Annotated in this window: 11 protein-coding genes; 10 read left to right on the top strand and 1 reads right to left on the bottom strand. The window is 53.8% G+C overall.

The features are described 5' to 3' along the window. Positions 1 to 5 precede the first annotated feature (5 nt). From PBA01S_RS08685 to PBA01S_RS08645, 9 genes are all read left to right on the top strand, one after another. The gene (locus tag PBA01S_RS08685) at positions 6 to 1,814 is read left to right on the top strand and encodes a cache domain-containing sensor histidine kinase (RefSeq protein WP_127575794.1); all 1,809 of its coding nucleotides are present in this window, start codon (positions 6 to 8) and stop codon (positions 1,812 to 1,814) included. Continuing rightward, positions 1,801 to 3,459, top strand: a complete 1,659-nt coding sequence (locus PBA01S_RS08680; protein ID WP_085278043.1) for a response regulator transcription factor — start codon at positions 1,801 to 1,803, stop codon at positions 3,457 to 3,459. Before PBA01S_RS08685 ends, PBA01S_RS08680 begins: the two co-directional genes overlap by 14 nt. A gap of 387 nt (positions 3,460 to 3,846) precedes the next feature. Then, complete coding sequence (locus PBA01S_RS08675) at positions 3,847 to 6,105, top strand: helix-turn-helix domain-containing protein (protein WP_127575793.1); 2,259 nt, start codon at positions 3,847 to 3,849, stop codon at positions 6,103 to 6,105. Positions 6,106 to 6,346: 241 nt separating this feature from the next. Beyond that, positions 6,347 to 7,963 (top strand): extracellular solute-binding protein, encoded by a 1,617-nt coding sequence (locus PBA01S_RS08670; RefSeq protein ID WP_127575792.1) that lies wholly within the window; start codon positions 6,347 to 6,349, stop codon positions 7,961 to 7,963. A gap of 80 nt (positions 7,964 to 8,043) precedes the next feature. After that, complete coding sequence (locus PBA01S_RS08665) at positions 8,044 to 8,946, top strand: ABC transporter permease (RefSeq protein WP_028537390.1); 903 nt, start codon at positions 8,044 to 8,046, stop codon at positions 8,944 to 8,946. A gap of 53 nt (positions 8,947 to 8,999) precedes the next feature. Beyond that, positions 9,000 to 9,875 carry a carbohydrate ABC transporter permease gene (locus PBA01S_RS08660; RefSeq protein ID WP_028537391.1) on the top strand — a complete coding sequence of 292 codons (876 nt, stop codon included), beginning with the start codon at positions 9,000 to 9,002 and terminating at the stop codon, positions 9,873 to 9,875. A gap of 51 nt (positions 9,876 to 9,926) precedes the next feature. Beyond that, positions 9,927 to 11,774 (top strand): hypothetical protein, encoded by a 1,848-nt coding sequence (locus tag PBA01S_RS08655; RefSeq protein ID WP_307719236.1) that lies wholly within the window; start codon positions 9,927 to 9,929, stop codon positions 11,772 to 11,774. 41 nt (positions 11,775 to 11,815) lie between these two features. Beyond that, a complete protein-coding gene (locus PBA01S_RS08650) occupies positions 11,816 to 14,056 on the top strand; it encodes a glycoside hydrolase family 88/105 protein (RefSeq protein ID WP_127575791.1) in 2,241 nt (746 codons plus the stop codon). Between the two features lie 4 nt (positions 14,057 to 14,060). Next, on the top strand, positions 14,061 to 15,758 hold the full coding sequence (locus PBA01S_RS08645) for a DUF8769 domain-containing protein (protein ID WP_127575790.1): 1,698 nt from the start codon (positions 14,061 to 14,063) through the stop codon (positions 15,756 to 15,758). 41 nt (positions 15,759 to 15,799) lie between these two features. Here PBA01S_RS08645 and PBA01S_RS08640 read toward each other — a convergent pair whose 3' ends face one another. Continuing rightward, complete coding sequence (locus tag PBA01S_RS08640; protein WP_016311321.1) at positions 15,800 to 16,642, bottom strand: AraC family transcriptional regulator; 843 nt, start codon at positions 16,640 to 16,642, stop codon at positions 15,800 to 15,802. A gap of 212 nt (positions 16,643 to 16,854) precedes the next feature. Between PBA01S_RS08640 and PBA01S_RS08635 the strand changes: the two genes are divergently transcribed. Further along, on the top strand, positions 16,855 to 18,645 hold the full coding sequence (locus PBA01S_RS08635) for an L-fucose isomerase (RefSeq protein WP_028537394.1): 1,791 nt from the start codon (positions 16,855 to 16,857) through the stop codon (positions 18,643 to 18,645). Positions 18,646 to 18,653 lie beyond the last annotated feature (8 nt).

The following is an 18,653-nucleotide window of genomic DNA, read 5'->3' as shown; positions in this document are numbered from 1 at the left end:
GTGCGATGGCAAGCTACAAAAGGTTTCTAGGCAGCTTTGGCTTAAAGCGGAAGGCGCTTGTCATTTTCCTCATCTTCGTCATTTTGCCGACGTTTGGCGTCGGTGTGGTCGTGCAAGTTCAATTTAATGAGGTGCTTCGGGAGCAGTTCATCAATTCCACGAAGCGGAACCTTGATAACGTCGTCGGCCAGCTTGGCGAGCAAACCAAAATGGTGGAAGACATCGCCAATTACTTCATTTTAAGTCCAGATATGCGCAACTTCCTGCGCACCTCTCCACCCTTGAGCAGTGAACAACAAGCAGTTCTGAAACGGAATATCGAGGATTTCCTGACGTTTCAACTGATGTCAAAGGGATATATTCGTTCCATTGAGATTCTCGGGTTTAACGGCAACTCGATTGAAATGGGTGAGCCGTTCCGCGGAGACGAAACGAAATGGGAGGAGGCCGCAAAGGCCCAAAAAGGCGGGATTACTTGGACCGAAGGGTACTCGCTGCACAGCGATTGGAACGGTGAGGTTCGGGTGCTGTCGATGTTCCGAATTCTCAATTCCTACAGTAAAATCACCTTACCGCTGGGAAGGTTAATTATCCGCTTGGATGAAGCAAGCATTGTGGGCTTGTTGGAGAAAGGAATTTTCAAGGACGGTGTGGGAAGCGTCTTTATCGTTGGCCCGGAAGGCCAGGAGATATTAAGGACGAATCCACCGTCGCCGAAAGATCTTCATCCGAATGAGTCGTTGCTGGACAAGCTGTCGGCCTCCGGACAAGGGGACCTAACCTATGAGGTGAAAGGCCAACGTTATTTAACTTTATATAAAAAAATGGAGAATACGGATTGGACACTGGTCGCCATGATTCCCGAAGCGAAGGTGTCTGAGGAGTTCCGCGGCATTAAAATGATCATGCTGTTCATTCTGGCGGCGATCATGATGCTGGGCTTAACTGCATTGATCGGGTTTCATTACACGATCATTCGCCCCATTTTACGGCTGAAAAAAGAAACCAGCAAAGTTACCTACGGGGACTTCAACGCTCGGGTTCCGGTCAAATCCAACGACGAGATCTCCGAATTAAACCGCAAGTTTAACGAGATGGTCGAGACGATCCAACAACTGATTGAGCATAAATACAAGCTGGAGTTAAGGGAACGGGAGTCCGAGCTGAAGCTTCTGCAAAATCAGATGGATCCGCACTTTTTATATAATACGCTGGATATGATTCGTTGGACGGCACGTTTGGAGCAGGCATCCAAGTCGAGCCAACTGATCGAAATGTTGTCGAAGTTCTTCCGTTCCAGCATGAGCAATGGAAACTACCAGACCACGTTGCGCAAAGAACTGGAATTTGCTCAATCGTATTTGTACTTGCAGCAGCGCCGGTTAGGTGAGAAGAAGCTGAAGTATTCGTTATATATCGAGGCGGGGATTGAGGAGACTGTGACGTTGAAGGCTACACTTCAGCCCTTGGTGGAGAATTTCATCAAGCATGGACTGGATCGCAGCAAACCGTACGGCATGATAAACGTGCGTTGTTACGCCCGTCAGGATGAAGTTTGGGTAGACGTGATAGATAACGGCAAGGGGATGGATCCAGGGAAAGCGGAGGTGATCCGCAACGCGTTGGGGCGGCGAGAAACCGGCGGAATCCGGGAAGGAGCCTTGCTGAACATCCATGAAAGACTCACGATTTTTTACGGACAGGCGTATGGTTTGGAGATTGTCGATACTACGGCGGCGGGCACGTGGGTACGGCTTCGTTTCCCTATTGCCGAGCCCGGCCATCCGGGAGGTGAGCCCAATGAATCCGAATGATCGAATCACGAATGTAGCACCTGCAGATGCAGGCAAACTGGTGAAAATGCTGATTGTGGACGATGAAGCGGTCATTTGCGAAGGACTGCGTTATACGATCGATTGGACGCAGCTTGGCGTGGAAGTCGTAGGTGAGGCGTATGATGGATTCGAAGCGCTGCGGCTCATTGAAGAGCATGGAGCCCAGCTGATTCTGTCTGATATCCGTATGGACGGTATGGATGGGCTGGAATTGGCCAAGGAGGTACGGCACCGCCATCCTGAGGTACAAATCGTCATGATCAGCGGATACGAGGAGTTCGAATATGCGCGCCAAGCCATTCGAGTTGGCGTGGGCGATTATTTATTGAAGCCGGTCGATATTGAAGAATTGAGCTCGGTCGTGAAAAAAATCGTTACCGCTATCCACACCGGCGGCAAGGAAGAAACGACGCGGGAGATCGAGTTGTGGCTGTCGGGCATGGCTCGGCACGGGATGGCGTTTGGCCAGGAGCCTCCAGCTTCACTGAACGGTGTGCAATTCCGAATTGCAGCAACTCAGCTGGCGGAGTTCCACGAACGCTATGCCAGTATGGGGGCGGATCCCTACGCGACCGTTCAGGAGGCCTGGCAGCTCGGTTGGCAGCGTGCGTTAGAAGGCAGTCCCTTCCATGTAGTATCCGTCTTCGACCATGAAAATCTGCTGATGACCCTGCTGACGGCGGAGAGCCGCATCGAGCCCGGTGTGTGGGATGAGTGGGTGGCCAAAGCGATTGGCTCAATTAACTCTGAAGTCGGAGCGCGAATTTATGGCGGGGTTTCCACCGTGTACGAGGATTTAGGGGAAACTGCCCTTCGATGCGCTGAAGCGTTACGCCTGCTGTCGTTCCATGTACTGGACGGTCGAGAAGTCCTGACGCCCCGTTATGGTGAAGAGGTGATGTCGGAGCGGGTGTTGCCGGCCTTCGATAGTACCGAGATGGTGCAATGTCTCGTAGCTGCGTTATTTAAGCAGGATCGGGAAGAAGTTCATCGTTTGGTCGAGGGCATGTTTCGTTTTTTCCGGGAATCGGGGTATCTTCTGCCGGAAGCTTGGAACGTGTATGAAGAATTGTTTGCCCTGCTCCGCCAGCGTTTGCGCAAAAGCGGGATGACCGGGTTGGACTACGCCCTCCGGGGACAGCCGGACCCGAATATTTATAACTCCTATGCTGGATTAGAAACTGTTGTTCTTGAGGATATGGAGGAACTGAAGCGGTTAATCGATCAGAACGGAATCGACAAGTCGTATTGGATTGTGGAAAAAGCGAAAAAATACATCATCGGCCATTACCGCACGGATCTGAAGGCTTCTGAGGTTGCGGCTTGGCTGAAAATCACGCCGAGTTATTTCAGTTACATTTTTAAGCAAAGCACGGGAAAAGGGTTTACGGAATACATGAATGAGATGCGGATTGATCAAGCCAAGCATTTGCTCGCTACGACGCAAGATAAGGTATTCGAAATTGCGGACAAGGTCGGCTACAGAGAGTATAAGTACTTCGTGTCCGTGTTTAAAACCTATACAGGGATGACGCCAAAGGAATACCGCGGTCTGCGCGTCAGCAGAGAAATGTCGGAGAGCGTCGGGGAAACGTCGGCCAGTTTGGAATCGGGAACAGAGTAGGAGACGGGGGTAACGCCACAGCGCGAGAGTCCAAGGCGTCAGTCACGGGGCTCGCGCTGTATTATTTTCCTTAAGTCACCCCTGTTTTGGGCGTCTTTTCCACCATTATCCCGTTTGATCCGCCAGCAAGCTTGGTGCCTTCATGGACCGCAAACTATCCATTTCTCCGCACCTCATATCCTTCTTATGCTATACCTCCAACCTGTTCCCTTAACAAAAGGGATAATGATGCAAAAGGATGCTCGAAACTACCCATCCCCTAAAAAAATCCTCTCTGCTTCCATCTATTCGTTGACTTCGCTAATGGCTGTCCATACAATCTTAAGAAAACGCTTTCTTTTTTATTTTTGTGGACGACGAAAATGCATTCGATGTGGGAGTGGTGAAATGAGAGGAAATTGGTACCGACGGATGCTGTTATCGTACTTTCCCATCTTTTTGATCACGGTGGCAGTGTTGTTTTTTATCTTCGTAATTATTGTTAGCGATATCTCGTATAAGCAGACGGTCAAGGCCGATCGGATCACAACGGATTATGTGGTAGGGCGGCTGACCAGCTCGCTGAAAGGCATCGAGATGGACGTGCTGGAGGAAGTCGAAAAAAACAAACGGTACGAGGATTTCCTTAACGTGGCACTCACCGAACAGGACAGCCAGATCATCTTGGATGTAGCAGCGAGCATTCGCGAATTGGCTTCTCGGGACAGCCTGATTGAATCCATTTATATTTATCGGATCAAAGATCGAAGAGTACTGACACGCAGCGGTCTGATGGATTTAGAAACGTTTGCCGACCGCGCTTTCGTTGAGGCCGCCTTAACGAAGCTGGAGGATCGAAGCTGGTCGCCGATTCGCGGCTACCGGGAGTTTAGCACGGATCAGGAGAAACGAGTGATATCCAGCTACAAGCGAGAACCGCTCCCTTTCGGTGATGATGGATTGGTCGTCATCAATCTCGATATGTATGCGATCGAGCGAATGATTCGCTCCATGAACGACAGCGAGGTTTCTTTCCTGGACGTGCGCGATGCATCTGGAGAGCTGCTGTTCTCTACGCGTCCTTCCGATATGCCGCAACAGGGAGAGAAGAACCGCGTTGTCAATCGGGTAACATCGGAGGTGCTCGGATGGCATTTCGAGAGCGGCCTTGCCGCCGGGCAGCTGTTTACGTGGGTCTCATTTATCTCTTATATCTGGGTCGTGCTTGGGATTGCGACAGTGGTTGCCGCTCTGGTGTATTTGATTTTTATCACTCGAAAAAATTATCAACCGATCCGAGCGATGGTCGGCCGCATCGAATCGCTCAGGCAGCGGGAGGACGAGCTTGGCCTGAAGATGGATGAGCTGTCGCTGATCGACCGGGCGCTGGAGGATTTAATTCAGCAAGCTGCCGATTACGAGAAGCAGCAGCGCGAGAACCTGCTGACCAGCCGTCGCCAGCTGTTTTATGACCTGATGCAGGGCGAGACGCCGGATATGCTCAGGGATCGCCTGAAGAAGCTGGGCGTGCAGCCGAAGGAGGAGCCGCTCCAATTGGCGTTTGTTCTCGTGGAAATCAGCAATTATCCGGACTTTCGCAGTTCGTTCTCCGAACGGGATCAGCATACGCTCAAGTTTGCGCTCACGAACGTTCTTCAGGAGCTGGCACAAATCGATGGGCTCTACGGCTGGGCGGAATGGATCGCTGAGGATCGATTGGGCATGATCGTTGGCGTTGACCCAACTCATGAATCGGCGGCGCAGGCCATCCGCGGGTTTGCGGATAAGGGGAAGGCCTGGATCGAGCAGCATCTGCGGTTTTCCTTACGATTCTGTGCCGGTCATGTTGAACACGAATGGCAACGCATTGACCGTTCCTATAAAGCAGCGTTTGACGTCTTACAGCACAAGCTGTCGCTCGGTCAGGAGGCGATCTTCCTGAGCGAAGATCTGCCGCAGGCTGCCGAACGCAGATGGCATCAGGATGTAATGATGATTTCCGAACTGGTGCGCGATTTCCGGCACTTGGACGGCGAATGGCGCATGCGTCTGGATCAGTGGTTTGAGCGGATGGCCAGCGATTGTCTGAAGGACGAGGATATCCGAATGCTGCTGCAGATGCTGATCGATATGCTGGGTTACGAGCTGGCGTCTCTTTCTGAAGAGATTCACAACTATTTTCACGGTCCAGCGATGAAGAAATTGCAGCATGACGTGAAAAAGGCAGGCACTCTGGAACAGTTGAAATCGCTATACTCCGATTACTTAACAGGGCTGTACCGCTTATATGTGGCACACAGCGAAACCAAAAACCACCGGGCGATGGTGGGCGAGCTTAAAACCTACATTGAGGAGAACTTTGAGAATCCAGATCTCTCCTTGAAGCATATCAGCGATCGGTTTCATATTTCGGCGAAGTACGCGAGCTATCTGTTTAAGGAAGAGTTCAACATGAAATTCGTTGACTTTATCGTTCAGCTGCGGATGGAGCGAGCCCAGGAGCTGCTGGCTGAAACTGACGAGACGATCCAGAACATTTCTACTCGCGTAGGGTATGCCAATTCGATTACCTTTGGCCGCGTATTCAAAAAGATCGTTGGCGTGACGCCCGGCGATTTCAGAAGGCTGAGGCTCAAACCCGCGAAGTCCCGGCATTCCGAGAAATAACGAAATTGGTTTATTGCGGGAAATCGCTTTATTTTACCACAATTTGGATATCAGGATGGTGGTTTATCCGTCCGAAACTAGTTTATTGCTGCCCCTTTGCGAGCCATGGCATACTTGGGTCAATCTGGACGGGGGGCGTCAGCCGCAGTGAAAAAAGTGTGAATCCGCCAATTCACGAATTCACGTCTTACGTCTTCCGATCAGAGGATACAACTATTCGAGAAGAAGGGGATGAAGAAAGATGAGGAACAAAAAAAGATCAGGATTAGCTATCACTACGATTATTTTGATTACTTCCTTGTTGTTTACAGCCTGTTCGTCTTCGTCGAATTCGAAATCCAATGATCCCAGTGGCTCAGCACAATCGGGCGAATCCAGCAGCAAGCGGGTTACACTGAAGGTTGAGGTGTTCGATCGCGGGAATTCTCCGGCCGGAGCTACGATTACCGACAACTACTTGACGAGATACGTTCAGGAGAGCTTCGGTGATCCGAATAACATCGATGTCGAATTTGTACCGATTCCCCGTTCCGAAGAGGTCGAGAAGCTGAACGTCTTGATGGCGAGCGGCAGCGACGTACCGGACATTGTGTTCACCTATGACACCAACACGTTTAACCGCTATGCTTCTCAGGGCGGCTTGACCGATCTGGCTCCGCTTCTTGAACAATATGCCCCGAACTTAACGGCTTTCCTCGGCGAAGAAATTTTGCAATACGGCCGATATGAAGGCACGCAATATGCAGTTTCGGCCAAACGTACGCAGTTGGGCAAATATGCTTCCTTCATCCGCCAGGATTGGCTGGATAAGCTGGGACTGCCTGTTCCGCAAACCACAGAGGAGCTATACAATGTGCTGAAGGCTTTTAAGGAGAAGGATCCTGGAGAAACGGGCGGCCAAGTCATCCCAATGGCCATGACCGTTGCCAACGCGCAGTATGAACCTCTCCTCTGGTCTTTCATCGAACCGTTAACCGAAGAACAAACCTACACCTTGACCCAAACCCTAGGCTCCAATGATTATCCGACGTTGCTGCCAGGCTTTAAGAACGGCCTGCAATTTATGAATAAGCTTTACAATGAAGGCTTGATCAGCAAGGACTTCGCGCTGGATACAGACAAGAAAAAACTAGGCGAGGACGTATCCTCGGGGAAAGTTGGCTTTTTCAGCGAGGATGATGTGAATCCATTCTATGAAAACGGCCCTTACGCCACTCTCCAGGAAAATGTTCCCGGCGCGATTCTCAAATCGGTCGACGTCTTCACCAACTCTGAGGGCAAGCACGCTAAACCGATGTACAACCCGAACGGCATGTACATTATGGTTCCGAAATCTAGCGAACGTGCGGTGGAAGCGATCAAATACCTAGAGTGGATGGCTTCCGATGACCACCTGTTCCATATGCAAAACGGCGTCGAAGGCGAGAACTATACCATGGTCGACGGCGTACCGGTTGCTGTAGAGAACCCAACGGAAGAAGCCTTAAGCCGCCTGTTTAACAGCGGCGATATGGCGATTATCTCCAACGGCAAGCAGCTGGGCAGCGATGAATTAAACCTGAAAGCCCGGGCGATGCAATTCCCGCCAAGATATCAGCAGGATGTTGCGGAGGCTCAAGAGATCGCGAATACGGATCTGATTCAGCCCGTCGTGATGAGTAAACCAATTGAAGCGCAGACGAAGTACGGAACCACGTTGCAGGAGAAGTTCCACGAGATGCTCGTCAAGGTGACGATGGCTAAGCCGGAGCAATTCGAAAGCGTATACGAATCGATGATGAAGGACTATATGGCCAGCGGAGGCCAAGCGATCCTTGACGAGCGCACAGCTGTCTACAAAGAAATGAAATCCAAATAAATCGAGTTAGGTTAACTGCGGGGAGTGGGGTTGTTTTACTCCCTCTTCGCAGTTGACTAACGCATCAGGAGGGGACCGCTGTGAGCTGGAAAGTTTATATCCGCAGATATTGGCAGTTATACGCTTTGCTTGCCTTACCGCTCGCTTATTTTGTGATATTCCGATACGGCCCGATGTACGGGATTCAGATTGCCTTTAAGGATTTTAACTTCTTTCAAGGGATCGGGGGCAGCAAATGGATTGGGTTTGAGGCGTTCCGGGAAGTGTTTGGGATGCGGGACTTCTATCTCACGCTTCGCAATACGCTGATGCTGAATTTTTTGGATTTACTCGTCTCCTTTCCGGCCCCGCTCATTCTGGCCATCCTGCTTTACGAAATGCGGGTTCAATGGTTTAAGAAGCTGTCGCAAACGATTCTCTACATCCCGCATTTTATCTCTTGGGTGATCATCGGCGGGATTGCCGCGCAGGTGTTCGGGACGCAGTCCGGGTTGATCAACAATGTGATCACCTCGATGGGCTTTGAGGCGGTTCCTTTTCTCACCGAGAAAAATATTTGGCTGGTCACATATTTGCTCATCGGCATGTGGCAAAGTGCAGGCTGGGGGACGATCATCTATTTGGCGGCGCTCACAGGCATCAACAAAGAGTTGTTCGAGGCGGCCAGCATTGATGGAGCCGGTAGATTAAAACGAATCTGGCATATTACCCTCCCCGGATTAAAATCCACCATCGTGATGCTGCTGATCATTAATTTGGGCCACTTAATTACGATTGGCTTTGATCGGCCATATGTGATTGGCAACCTAGCCGTACGCGAGTATTCCGATGTGCTGAGTACGTTCGTTTATCGCGTCGGGCTGCAATCCGGTCAGTACACGATCGCCACGGTCGTTGGCTTGTTCCAGGCCGTTGTTGGGCTGGTGATGGTGCTGTCGGCCAACCATATTTCCAAGAAGCTTACCGATGAAGGAATCATATAGGAAGTATAGGGAGGTTTAGGTGGTATGCACGTTGAGGAAAGGAGCGGACGGACGTGAAGGAACAAACCGCTAACCGTGTGTTCGATGTTGTCAATTTTGTCGTGATTGCTGTCGCCACGTTGCTGTGTCTTGCTCCATTTGTTCATATTCTCGCCGTATCTTTAAGCTCAGCAGGGCCGATTCTGTCCGGGAAGGTCAGCTTGCTTCCGGTAGAATTGACGTTTGATTCTTATAAACAAGTGTTCAAGGATCCATCAATGATTCGATCTTTGGGATTTACGGTGCTGTTGACGGTGTTGTATACGCTGCTGTGCATGTTGATGACGATCGCTGCCGGCTACCCGTTGTCCAAGCGAAAGCTGAGAGGCCGCAAATTGTTTATGACGGTCGTCGTGATCACGATGTTCTTCAGCGGAGGGATCATCCCGGAGTATATTTTGGTTCGCAGCTTGAACCTGTTGGATTCGATCTGGGCTCTGGTGCTTCCAGGACTCGTTAATCCATTTTACTTGATCATCCTGATCACTTTCTTTAACAACATTCCGGAGGGGCTGGAGGAATCGGCGGAGATCGATGGCAGCAGTCATATTCGCACCTTGATCCATATTATCTTGCCGCTGTCGCTGCCAGTGATCGCGACCCTCAGCTTGTTCTATGCGGTCGGACGGTGGAACGGATTTCAAGATACGTTGATGTATATTAACAGTCCGGAGTTGTACCCGTTGCAATTAAAGCTGTATCAGATGATCCAAAATAACATGATTTCCGATCTCTTGGCAGCGGAAGGCGCTGGTGCGATGACGAAGCTCGTTTCGGAAGGCTTGAAGTCAGCGAGCGTGATGTTCGCGACAATTCCGATCCTGCTTGTATACCCGTGGTTGCAGCGTTATTTCGTCAGCGGCGTGATGCTTGGCGCAGTGAAGGGATAACGGAGCGGTTTATTTTTTGATGCTGTGACTACACGGAGGGGGAGAGGCGGGTTGGAACAGGAAATTTACGACAAGCTGGTGGCTATGAACGATGAGTTCGCGCAAGCGGCGATGGAGCTGCAGGTTCTTGATCCGGAAAATCGCTTTTATGGCGGAGTCATCGACCCGGCAAACGGAATCGCTTGGCCGAGCCACGGCGGAACGCCGAAGGATATGGCCATCTGGGCATGCGCTCTGGTGAACGAGGATTCCCGGTTTTATCACAGCGAGACATTGCTGAAGCGTTTGGAACTGGCGGCCCAGTTTATGCTGCGGTCGCAGCATGCCGACGGCTCAATCACGCCGCCCTGGACCAATTTGCATTCGCCGCCTGATACCGCTTTTGTAGTAAGCGGACTTGCCCAGGTCTATGAGCTGCTCGATGCTCATACGGTCGAATATGCCCCGGTTCGGGAAGCGGCAGACAAGATTCGGCTTTTCCTGGAGCGGACGCTGCCGGTGCTATTGACGGGCGGTTGTCATACACCCAATCATCGCTGGGTATTGTGCTCTGCGCTTGGGTTCATGTACAAGCTGACTGGACGGCCGGAGTTGAAGGAGCGGGCGGAAGCATGGCTTGCGGAAGGGATCGACTGCACGGAAGACGGCGAGTGGACGGAACGCAGCAACGGAATCTATAACGCGGTCAGCGACATCGTTATGATCTTTGCTGCCGAGCAATTGGGGTTGCCTGCGCTGCTTGAACCGGTTCGCCGCAACCTGCGGATGATGGTGTATTTGATCCACCCGAACGGAGAGGTGGTCACGGATTACTCCGGACGCCAGGATTATGGCTATCCGTTTGATATGAGCGGTTATTTCCTTGCGGCTAAATGGCTGGCGAACCGCGACAAAGACCCGCTGTTCGAGGCCATCGCCGAACTGGCCGGCCGTTCGTTGAGGCATCCGGGCGGATTGCCGAACCATGCGCTTCTGGGATTGCTTCGTTATCCCGAGCTCCGTCAGCCGGCGATTCCACCTATCCCTTTGCCGGAAGACTATCGGGTCGTGCTCAACGGCAGCTTTCCACGTGAGCGATACTTAAGCGGGATGGAGGCGGCCGGACACCACGGGCGAATATACCACAGCAAGCTGCATCCCGATTTTGGCGCACCAATTGCTCGTCATCGGCATGGGAAGACAAGTGCCACCGTGATGACGGAAGCGAATTCCTTCTTTGCCTTGCGACACGGCAGCGTGCGGCTGCTGGCGGTGCAGCTGGCATCTGCGTTCGCGCCAGGGTACGTGAAGCTGGAGCGGATGGAGGTGCTTGAGCATGCGGCGGAGGAGGCACAAGCGCAGAGGGAAGTGCACGACCAGGGAGAGAAGCAGGGTAAGGTGCAGGAGCGCGGCTTGAGACGAAGCTCAAAGTCTGGCTACCGCCTATCTGCTACGGAACGCAAGGGATATTATGCTCCCGTTGTGAAGGAGCTCTTGCCCGAAACGGCGAGTGGGCCGGTGAGCCCCTGGTATTTGCTGCCCCATCATCAGCGGGCGGTTACCCATGAGCAGCAGCATCGGGTCGAGGTCGAGGTCTTGGAGACCGCAGAGGGGTGGAGCCTTCGCGTTCAATGCGCCCGTGAAGAACCGATTCTAACGCAGCTTACGTTCCTCTTTGGCCAAGAAAGCGAGATGTCGGGCGAAGAGATGGTGGAACAGGCGGAGAACGGGATGTGGTTCTGGAAGCAGGGGAAGGTCCGCTTCTCCTCCGGTGAGGATTGGATTGAGCTGCATGGCGGTGTGATGGAACATCAAGCTGCAGGGTTAAACAATACCGCGATCCCCGTCAATTGCCGGGCGCTCGTCGTGAATCTGCTGACACCTTATGACCGGACGTTTGAACTCAAGCTTTCACCCTAGTCAAAGATCTAGCCAGGGTTAGAAGGGAAGGAGACATCAACTTGGGCGAATATATGGAGGATCGGAAAAGTTCCTATTATGGCTTCGGTGAAGAAGACGAACGGATTTTGGAAGTGATCGCCGCAAGGTATATCGGGGCGAATCCGCCGATCCCGTTTGCGCTGCGCACTTTCTCCAAAACGGGAATTTTGCAGACGGCAGAAGGCTTGTATGACATGGACTTTCCCGCCAAGCTTCCGCATGCGGAGGATGGTGATTACGTCTATGCGTACGGGCTGGTCTGGAGTGACGGGGAGCGGGCGATCGACGGTGTCTTGGAGCCGTTGGGGCCGGTGCGGCTGTTCGTAAACGAGAAGTTGGAATACCGTTCTACGGTTGTTGACGAACTCGACCCCAAGGCGCGAATTAAGGTGCCGCTCGTATTCACCTCGGGCTGGAACACACTGCTGATCGAGGCGCGAAAAACTCCCTCCGGCTTCGGCTGCCGGTTCGGGGCCGATGAAGCGAAGGTACGGATTCTGCAGGTCTTAGCCCCGTTTGCCGACCGGCAGGGGAGTGCTGGCTGGGTGTATTCCGAGCCGGTGAAGACGGCCTGCTTCGGTGGAAGCGACCAAGGCCAGGCTTATCCGGATTGGCAAGGATCTGAAGCGGCGACTGGGTTGAAATGGTTTCCGGCAGTAAAATGGCCGGAACAATCACAAGGACTGCCGAATCTGGAACGAATCTGTGGCAATCCGGCTCAGCCTGCAGCGGCTTATGCCTGGAGTTCGGTCCGTATCCCAGCCTCCGCCGATAGCATCGAGCTGAGCGGAACCGTTTGGGGAACGACGCAGATCTGGGTGGATGATACGCTGGCAACCACCGTTACGGGCGGTGGACCGTTCCATATTCAAGCAAAGGTACAGCCGGGAGTTCGGCAGATCGTGGTGCGAACGGAAAGCGCGAAGGAACGCTGGGGCTTCGAACTGGCGGCGGAAGCCGGGGGGAAGCCGCTGGCTTTCACTGATCCGGTGAAGGTTCATGGCAATCCCAGCCCGTGGTTGTACCTCGGCCCCTTTCCGGCGGAAAGGATGCTGAAGCCGCAAGAGGTCCGCACGCTCAAGAGGCCGTTTGACGGTTTGGGAGGCCCGATTTACTGGGAGGTGGATGCTCCGGAGATGCGCGTGCGGCCTTTTTACGAAAATGCCATGCTAAGCAACAAGTGGACAACAGAAGGAGCCACCAATTTCGGGCGCTGGGATTACCCGCTGGGCGTGACGATGTATGGCTTACTCCGCACGGCGAAGGCATTAAATCGCCCAGACATCCGGCGCTATGCCCTCTCCCATATTTCCACCTGTACGGAAATGTATGAATACTCGCTTTGGGACCGGGAGGAATACGGTTTTCCGGGGATCAACCATCAGCTGGTGCTCATGCGGATGCTGGACAATTGCGGCTCCTTCGGATCCGCGATGCTGGAAGCTTATTTAGATGGAGCGGAGCAGGCTGAGTTCCGCCAGATTGCGGACACGATCGCCGATTTTATGCTGCATCGGTTAGAACGTCGGGAGGACGGAGCCTTTTACCGGCGTTGTGAAGGTGAATATTCGGCTGATACGATGTGGGCAGACGATTTGTATATGAGCGCCCCGTTTCTCGTCCGTTATTCGATGGTGACGGGGGAGGCTGATGCTATCGATGAAGCGGCGAAGCAGTTTTTACGCTTTAAGCGCTATCTGTATATGAGCGAACAGCAGATCATGTCCCATGTTTATGACTTTAAATACGGCCTGCCAACCCGAATCCCTTGGGGACGGGGGAATGGGTGGGTGCTGTTTTCGTTAAGCGAGCTGCTGGAGCGGCTGCCCGAAACGCATGAGGATCGGGAGGAGCTGCTGGCGATGTTCCGTGAATTAAGTCAAGGCATTGCCGCACTTCAATCCGATTCCGGGTTATGGCACCAGGTTCTAAATCGGCCGGACGCTTATTTGGAGGCATCCTGTACTGCGATGTTTGTCTATGCCTTTTCCCGCGGCGTTCGCTTCGGCTGGCTTGATCGCGAGGGGCCTTACGCTGAGGCGGCGCTTAAAGGATGGAGAGGGCTGACCGCGCAGGCGATTGACCGCCAGGGCAATGTCCATGGCGTCTGCAGCGGTTCCCGGTATTCCTTCTCGCCGGATTATTATATGGAGGATCTGCGGACGGTTCGGAACGACAATCACGGCATCGGCATTATGATGTTGGCCGCAGTGGAAGTGATGCAGTTGAAGGCCTTTGGATCTGCCGAGGAAGGACGATGATAAAATGGCGGGCAGCATGCTGGAGCACATGACACCGGAGCAGGTGTTTTTGGTGAAGCAGGCGTTGGAGGAAATGGACCGTCATTATGACGAGGCCAAACACCTGCTGCGAAATGCGGAGGACGGGCGGAGCGAGTGGCATTCAACTCGCGGCAGTGCGCATTATGCCGTCGGATTGTTAATCCGGAACGGCGAAGGGGATACGGAGCGGGCTTGCGCTGTGTTGAATGAGGTGCTGAACCTGCAACTTGATGCGCCGGACGAAATCTTTCACGGCACGTTTAAAACTGCACCGCAAGCGGCAGATCCTCCCCGGGGCGGTTATCCGTGGAAACGTTTCGGACCGGGCTTCGCATACTACGTTACAAGCCTGTTGGAGAAGATCTCCGGTCATCTGGCCGAGGAGCTTGGTGTGGCAGGCAACGGGAAAATAAACGTCAGCAGGAAGGAAGCAGAGGATGCCTTGGCGAGGGCGGCGGATCGAGTCATTCCCCCGGTCTGGCGAAGCTATGACCCGAATTGGCGGGAGTTTATCGCCTGCGCGTTCGCCGTGATTTTGGAGCATTTTGAGCCCAGACTCCCCCGGGAGTTGGTTCAGCGCATGGATGATGCGATGGTCAAAGCTGTCACCGGCTCCATCGACCGCAGGCTGTCGGATGCGGTGCCGATGAATACGAACATCGAGCTGATGCATCTGTTTGTCACCCATTATTACGGGTATCGTTATGGCAATGAAGCGTGGATTCGTCATGCCGACGGTGAGGCAGAGCGATTCCTCGAAGAATTTCATGAATTTGGCACGTTCGCCGAGTTTAATTCGACCACCTATTACGGGGTTGACCTCACCGTGCTTGGTCTAATCCGCAAATATGCCCGAACCGATCGGTTCAAAACGATAGGACATACGATTGAGCAGGCGTTGTGGGAGACGATTGCGTTATTTTATCACCCGGGCTTGGAAAATATGGCTGGCCCCTATGCCCGCGCCTACGAGATGGAAATGACGGCCCACAGCTCGCTGGGCGTGTTCTTGTATCTCGCGTTTGGCGAACGATTCAAGCATCTGGCCGGGGTGAATTGTGAGACGGGGCATGATCCGATAATCGCGCTGGTTGGCGTGGATGTACCGGAGCCAGTTAAGCCCAAGCTGCTTGGCGAGCCGGAGGAGCGGAGGGTGACTCGGCAATATCGCGAGCTGTGCGAACGGGATCAGCCCGGTAAGAACCGCTTCGTGTGTACGGCCACTGCATGGCTGGGGCGGAACCTGATGATCGGCGCATGTTCAGGCAGCCGCAATACGAACGGTCAGCTGCATCCGGCAACGATCCATTGGCAGAGTGAGGATGGAGGCCGCTACGCGTTGCGGTTAATCCGCCGGGAGCCGGAGGGCAGCTGGAACACCCATCTGCGCGGCTATTATGTGGAAGCAGAAGCGTCGCCGGGTAAATTGACCGCCTCGGTGATCTTGGAGCAGGACAGACCGCTGGACGTCTATTTTGAGGTGTGCGGCCCTGCGGTGACCGCATCGGGGGTGAGCCCCACGATCTGGTCTTTTCCCGGATTGGCGCTGCGTGTGGAAGCTGCAGCTCCAGAGCCGATCGTCCGGGAACGGGATGGCTGCGTGGAAATCATTTATCCCTATCGCCCGGGATCACCAGAGGCAGTCACACATATGGAATTCCAACTGGAGGTTACCTCTTGAAACTGGCAAAATAAAAGCCTTGCAGCCCATCGCTGCAAGGCTTAGTTCATTTCCCGGAAAGTGCTGGGCGATTGGCCGGTCACCTTCTTGAACAGCATCGAGAAGTATTTGTCGTTCCCGTAACCGACCCGGGCGGCGACTTCGTGAATCGGCGCATTGGTTTCCCGGAGCAGGCGCTTGGCCTCTTCAATCCGGCGGTTAATAAGGTAGTTGACGGGGGAATCGCCGAGTTCTTTTTTAAAGAGATGAGATAAATAGTGTTGGCTGACGTAGAGGGTATCGGCGATCTCTTTAAGCGTGATGCTGCGGGTGTAGTTCTTATCGATAAATTGCTTGGTGCGGACGGTAATTTCGTTCTTGTCCTTCAGCGGATCAAACGGATGCTTCACGTCCACGATCCGGTATAGCAGCGTGATCAGTGACATGAGCAGATTATTGCTGAGCGTCTCATATCCGAGCACTTGGGAGTCGCATTCCTGAAGCATCTCCGACAGGTAGCTCTCCACTTTGTAGGCGTATTTCTCGCACGGAATGACCGGGTCGACGGAGGCGGGCAGCAGCTGCCCCGGCGGCACGCCGTCAATATGCACGTTGCCGACACCGCAATAAATGACCTTAAACGGTTCGGTGCTGATCGAACGCTCTTCATGCGGGACGCCGGCATTATAGACAGCGACATCCCCGGGATGTACTTCATAGATGGTGCCGCCGATGCGGAATTCCCCGCGGCCTTCGACGATATACAGGATCTCGCAATAATCGTGGATCTGCGGCGGCGCGTAGAAGCGGCGCTCGTCGACGACCTGGCCGGCGTAGAGTAATTCGGGCGTTTTTTTGAAACGAAAACGGTCGCTTTTGCGATAAGGAATTTCGATTTTCGGCACGATCAGTTCCTCCCGAACATTGGATAGCTCCATTATAACGGATGTGAGGCAGGATGGGAGGATTTTCTAGGAATAGGCAGATGCGGAGGCACGGGAGGGTTCACTTTTTTGCGATGTTGTGCGGGGAAGATGGCAAAATAGTAGGTTCTCGAACGGGCGGAGCGAACGATAGAATGGGACTATAATTCATTGTCCAAGGAGGCAGGTTGGCTATGGTTGAAAACGGTTACAGATGGCGGGACGGGTTCCCGAAGATCGGCATTCGTCCAACGATTGACGGCAGACGAAGAGGGGTACGCGAATCCCTGGAGGAGCAAACGATGAACTTGGCCAAAGCGGTAGCTCGGCTGTTAGAGGCGGAGCTCCGTTATCCGAACGGACAACCGGTCGAATGCGTGATCGCTGATACCTGCATCGGCGGCGTCGCTGAAGCGGCGGCGGCAGCGAAGAAATTCAAGGCGGCGGAAGTCGGGGTGTCCATCACTGTAACGCCGTGCTGGTGCTACGGCACGGAAACGATGGATACCGATCCGCAGATTCCAAAGGCGGTGTGGGGCTTTAACGGCACCGGCCGACCGGGAGCGGTGTATTTGGCCGCCGTGTTATCCGCCCATGCGCAAAAAGGGCTTCCGGCCTTTGGCATCTACGGCGAGGATGTGCAGGATGAAGGCGATGACCGGATTCCGGCGGACGTGCAGGAGAAGCTGCTGCGTTTTGCCCGGAGCGGGCTGGCAGCCGCGATGATGCGTGATCGAGCGTATTTGTCGATGGGCTCGGTGTCGATGGGAATTGCTGGTTCGATGGTGAACGATACCTTTTTCCAAGAGTATCTGGGGATGCGCAACGAGTATATCGACATGACCGAGTTCACGCGGCGGATGGAGGAAGGGATATACGATCCCGAAGAATACCAGGCGGCGCTGGCTTGGGTGAAGCAGAACTGCCAAGAAGGTCCGGACAATAACCCGGCCCATTTGCAGACATCGCGGGAGCGGAAAGACCTGGAATGGGAGACGGTGGTCAAAATGACGCTGATCACGCGTGACCTGATGATCGGCAACCCGCGCCTAGCGGAATTGGGCTACGAGGAGGAAGCGCAAGGCCATCACGCGATCGCCTCCGGCTTCCAGGGACAGCGCCAGTGGACGGATCATTTCCCGAACGGCGATTTTATGGAGACGATCCTCAACTCGTCGTTTGACTGGAACGGGACGCGTGCGCCTTATATTGTGGCTACGGAAAATGACAGCCTCAACGGCGTTGGCATGTTGTTTGGCTATTTGCTGACGAATACGGCGCAAATTTTTGCCGATGTGCGGACGTACTGGAGCCCGGCATCCGTGGAGCGGGTGACTGGCTACAAGCTGGAGGGCCGGGCAGCAGGAGGCATCCTGCATCTGATCAACTCCGGTTCGGCGGCGCTTGACGGCACCGGCGAGCAGATGAAAGACGGCGATCCCGTCATCAAGCCGTTCTGGGAGATCAGCGAGGAAGAGGTCGCGCGCATGCTGCAGGCCACTCAGTTCCGTCCGGCTTCGCTGGAATATTTCCGGGGCGGCGGGTTCTCCACCGACTACTTGACCCGCGGCGGCATGCCGATGACGATGACCCGGCTCAACCTGGTCAAAGGGCTTGGCCCCGTGCTGCAAATCGCCGAGGGCTACTCGGTGGACCTGCCGGAGCATGTGCATGATACGCTCGACAAGCGGACCGACCCGACGTGGCCTTCAACGTGGTTTGCTCCAAATCTGACCGGCAGCGGCGCGTTTACCAGCGTTTATGACGTGATGGATCATTGGGGCGCGAACCACGGGGTCATCAGCTACGGCCATATCGGCGCCGACTTGATTACGCTGGCCTCGATTTTGCGCATTCCGGTCAGCATGCACAACGTACCGAAGGAGAAGGTGTTCCGCCCGCGGGCTTGGGGCCTGTTCGGTACTGAGGATGCGGAGAGCGCCGACTTCCGGGCTTGCGCTGCGTTTGGGCCGTTATACAAATAAGCTGTGAC

Origin of the sequence: Paenibacillus barengoltzii NBRC 101215, assembly GCF_004000745.1 — a bacterium.
GTDB lineage: Bacteria > Bacillota > Bacilli > Paenibacillales > Paenibacillaceae > Fontibacillus > Fontibacillus barengoltzii.
Note: the sequence above shows the minus strand (reverse complement) of the source record. Positions and strands in the feature narration are given on the sequence as shown.

Bases quoted from the DNA above. Each gene is read 5' to 3' on its own strand.
- PBA01S_RS08685 (WP_127575794.1), top strand. From the start codon at position 6: ATGGCAAGCTACAAAAGGTTTCTAGGCAGCTTTGGCTTAAAGCGGAAG.
- PBA01S_RS08680 (WP_085278043.1), top strand. From the start codon at position 1,801: ATGAATCCGAATGATCGAATCACGAATGTAGCACCTGCAGATGCAGGC.
- PBA01S_RS08675 (WP_127575793.1), top strand. From the start codon at position 3,847: ATGAGAGGAAATTGGTACCGACGGATGCTGTTATCGTACTTTCCCATC.
- PBA01S_RS08670 (WP_127575792.1), top strand. From the start codon at position 6,347: ATGAGGAACAAAAAAAGATCAGGATTAGCTATCACTACGATTATTTTG.
- PBA01S_RS08645 (WP_127575790.1), top strand. From the start codon at position 14,061: ATGGCGGGCAGCATGCTGGAGCACATGACACCGGAGCAGGTGTTTTTG.
- PBA01S_RS08635 (WP_028537394.1), top strand. From the start codon at position 16,855: ATGGTTGAAAACGGTTACAGATGGCGGGACGGGTTCCCGAAGATCGGC.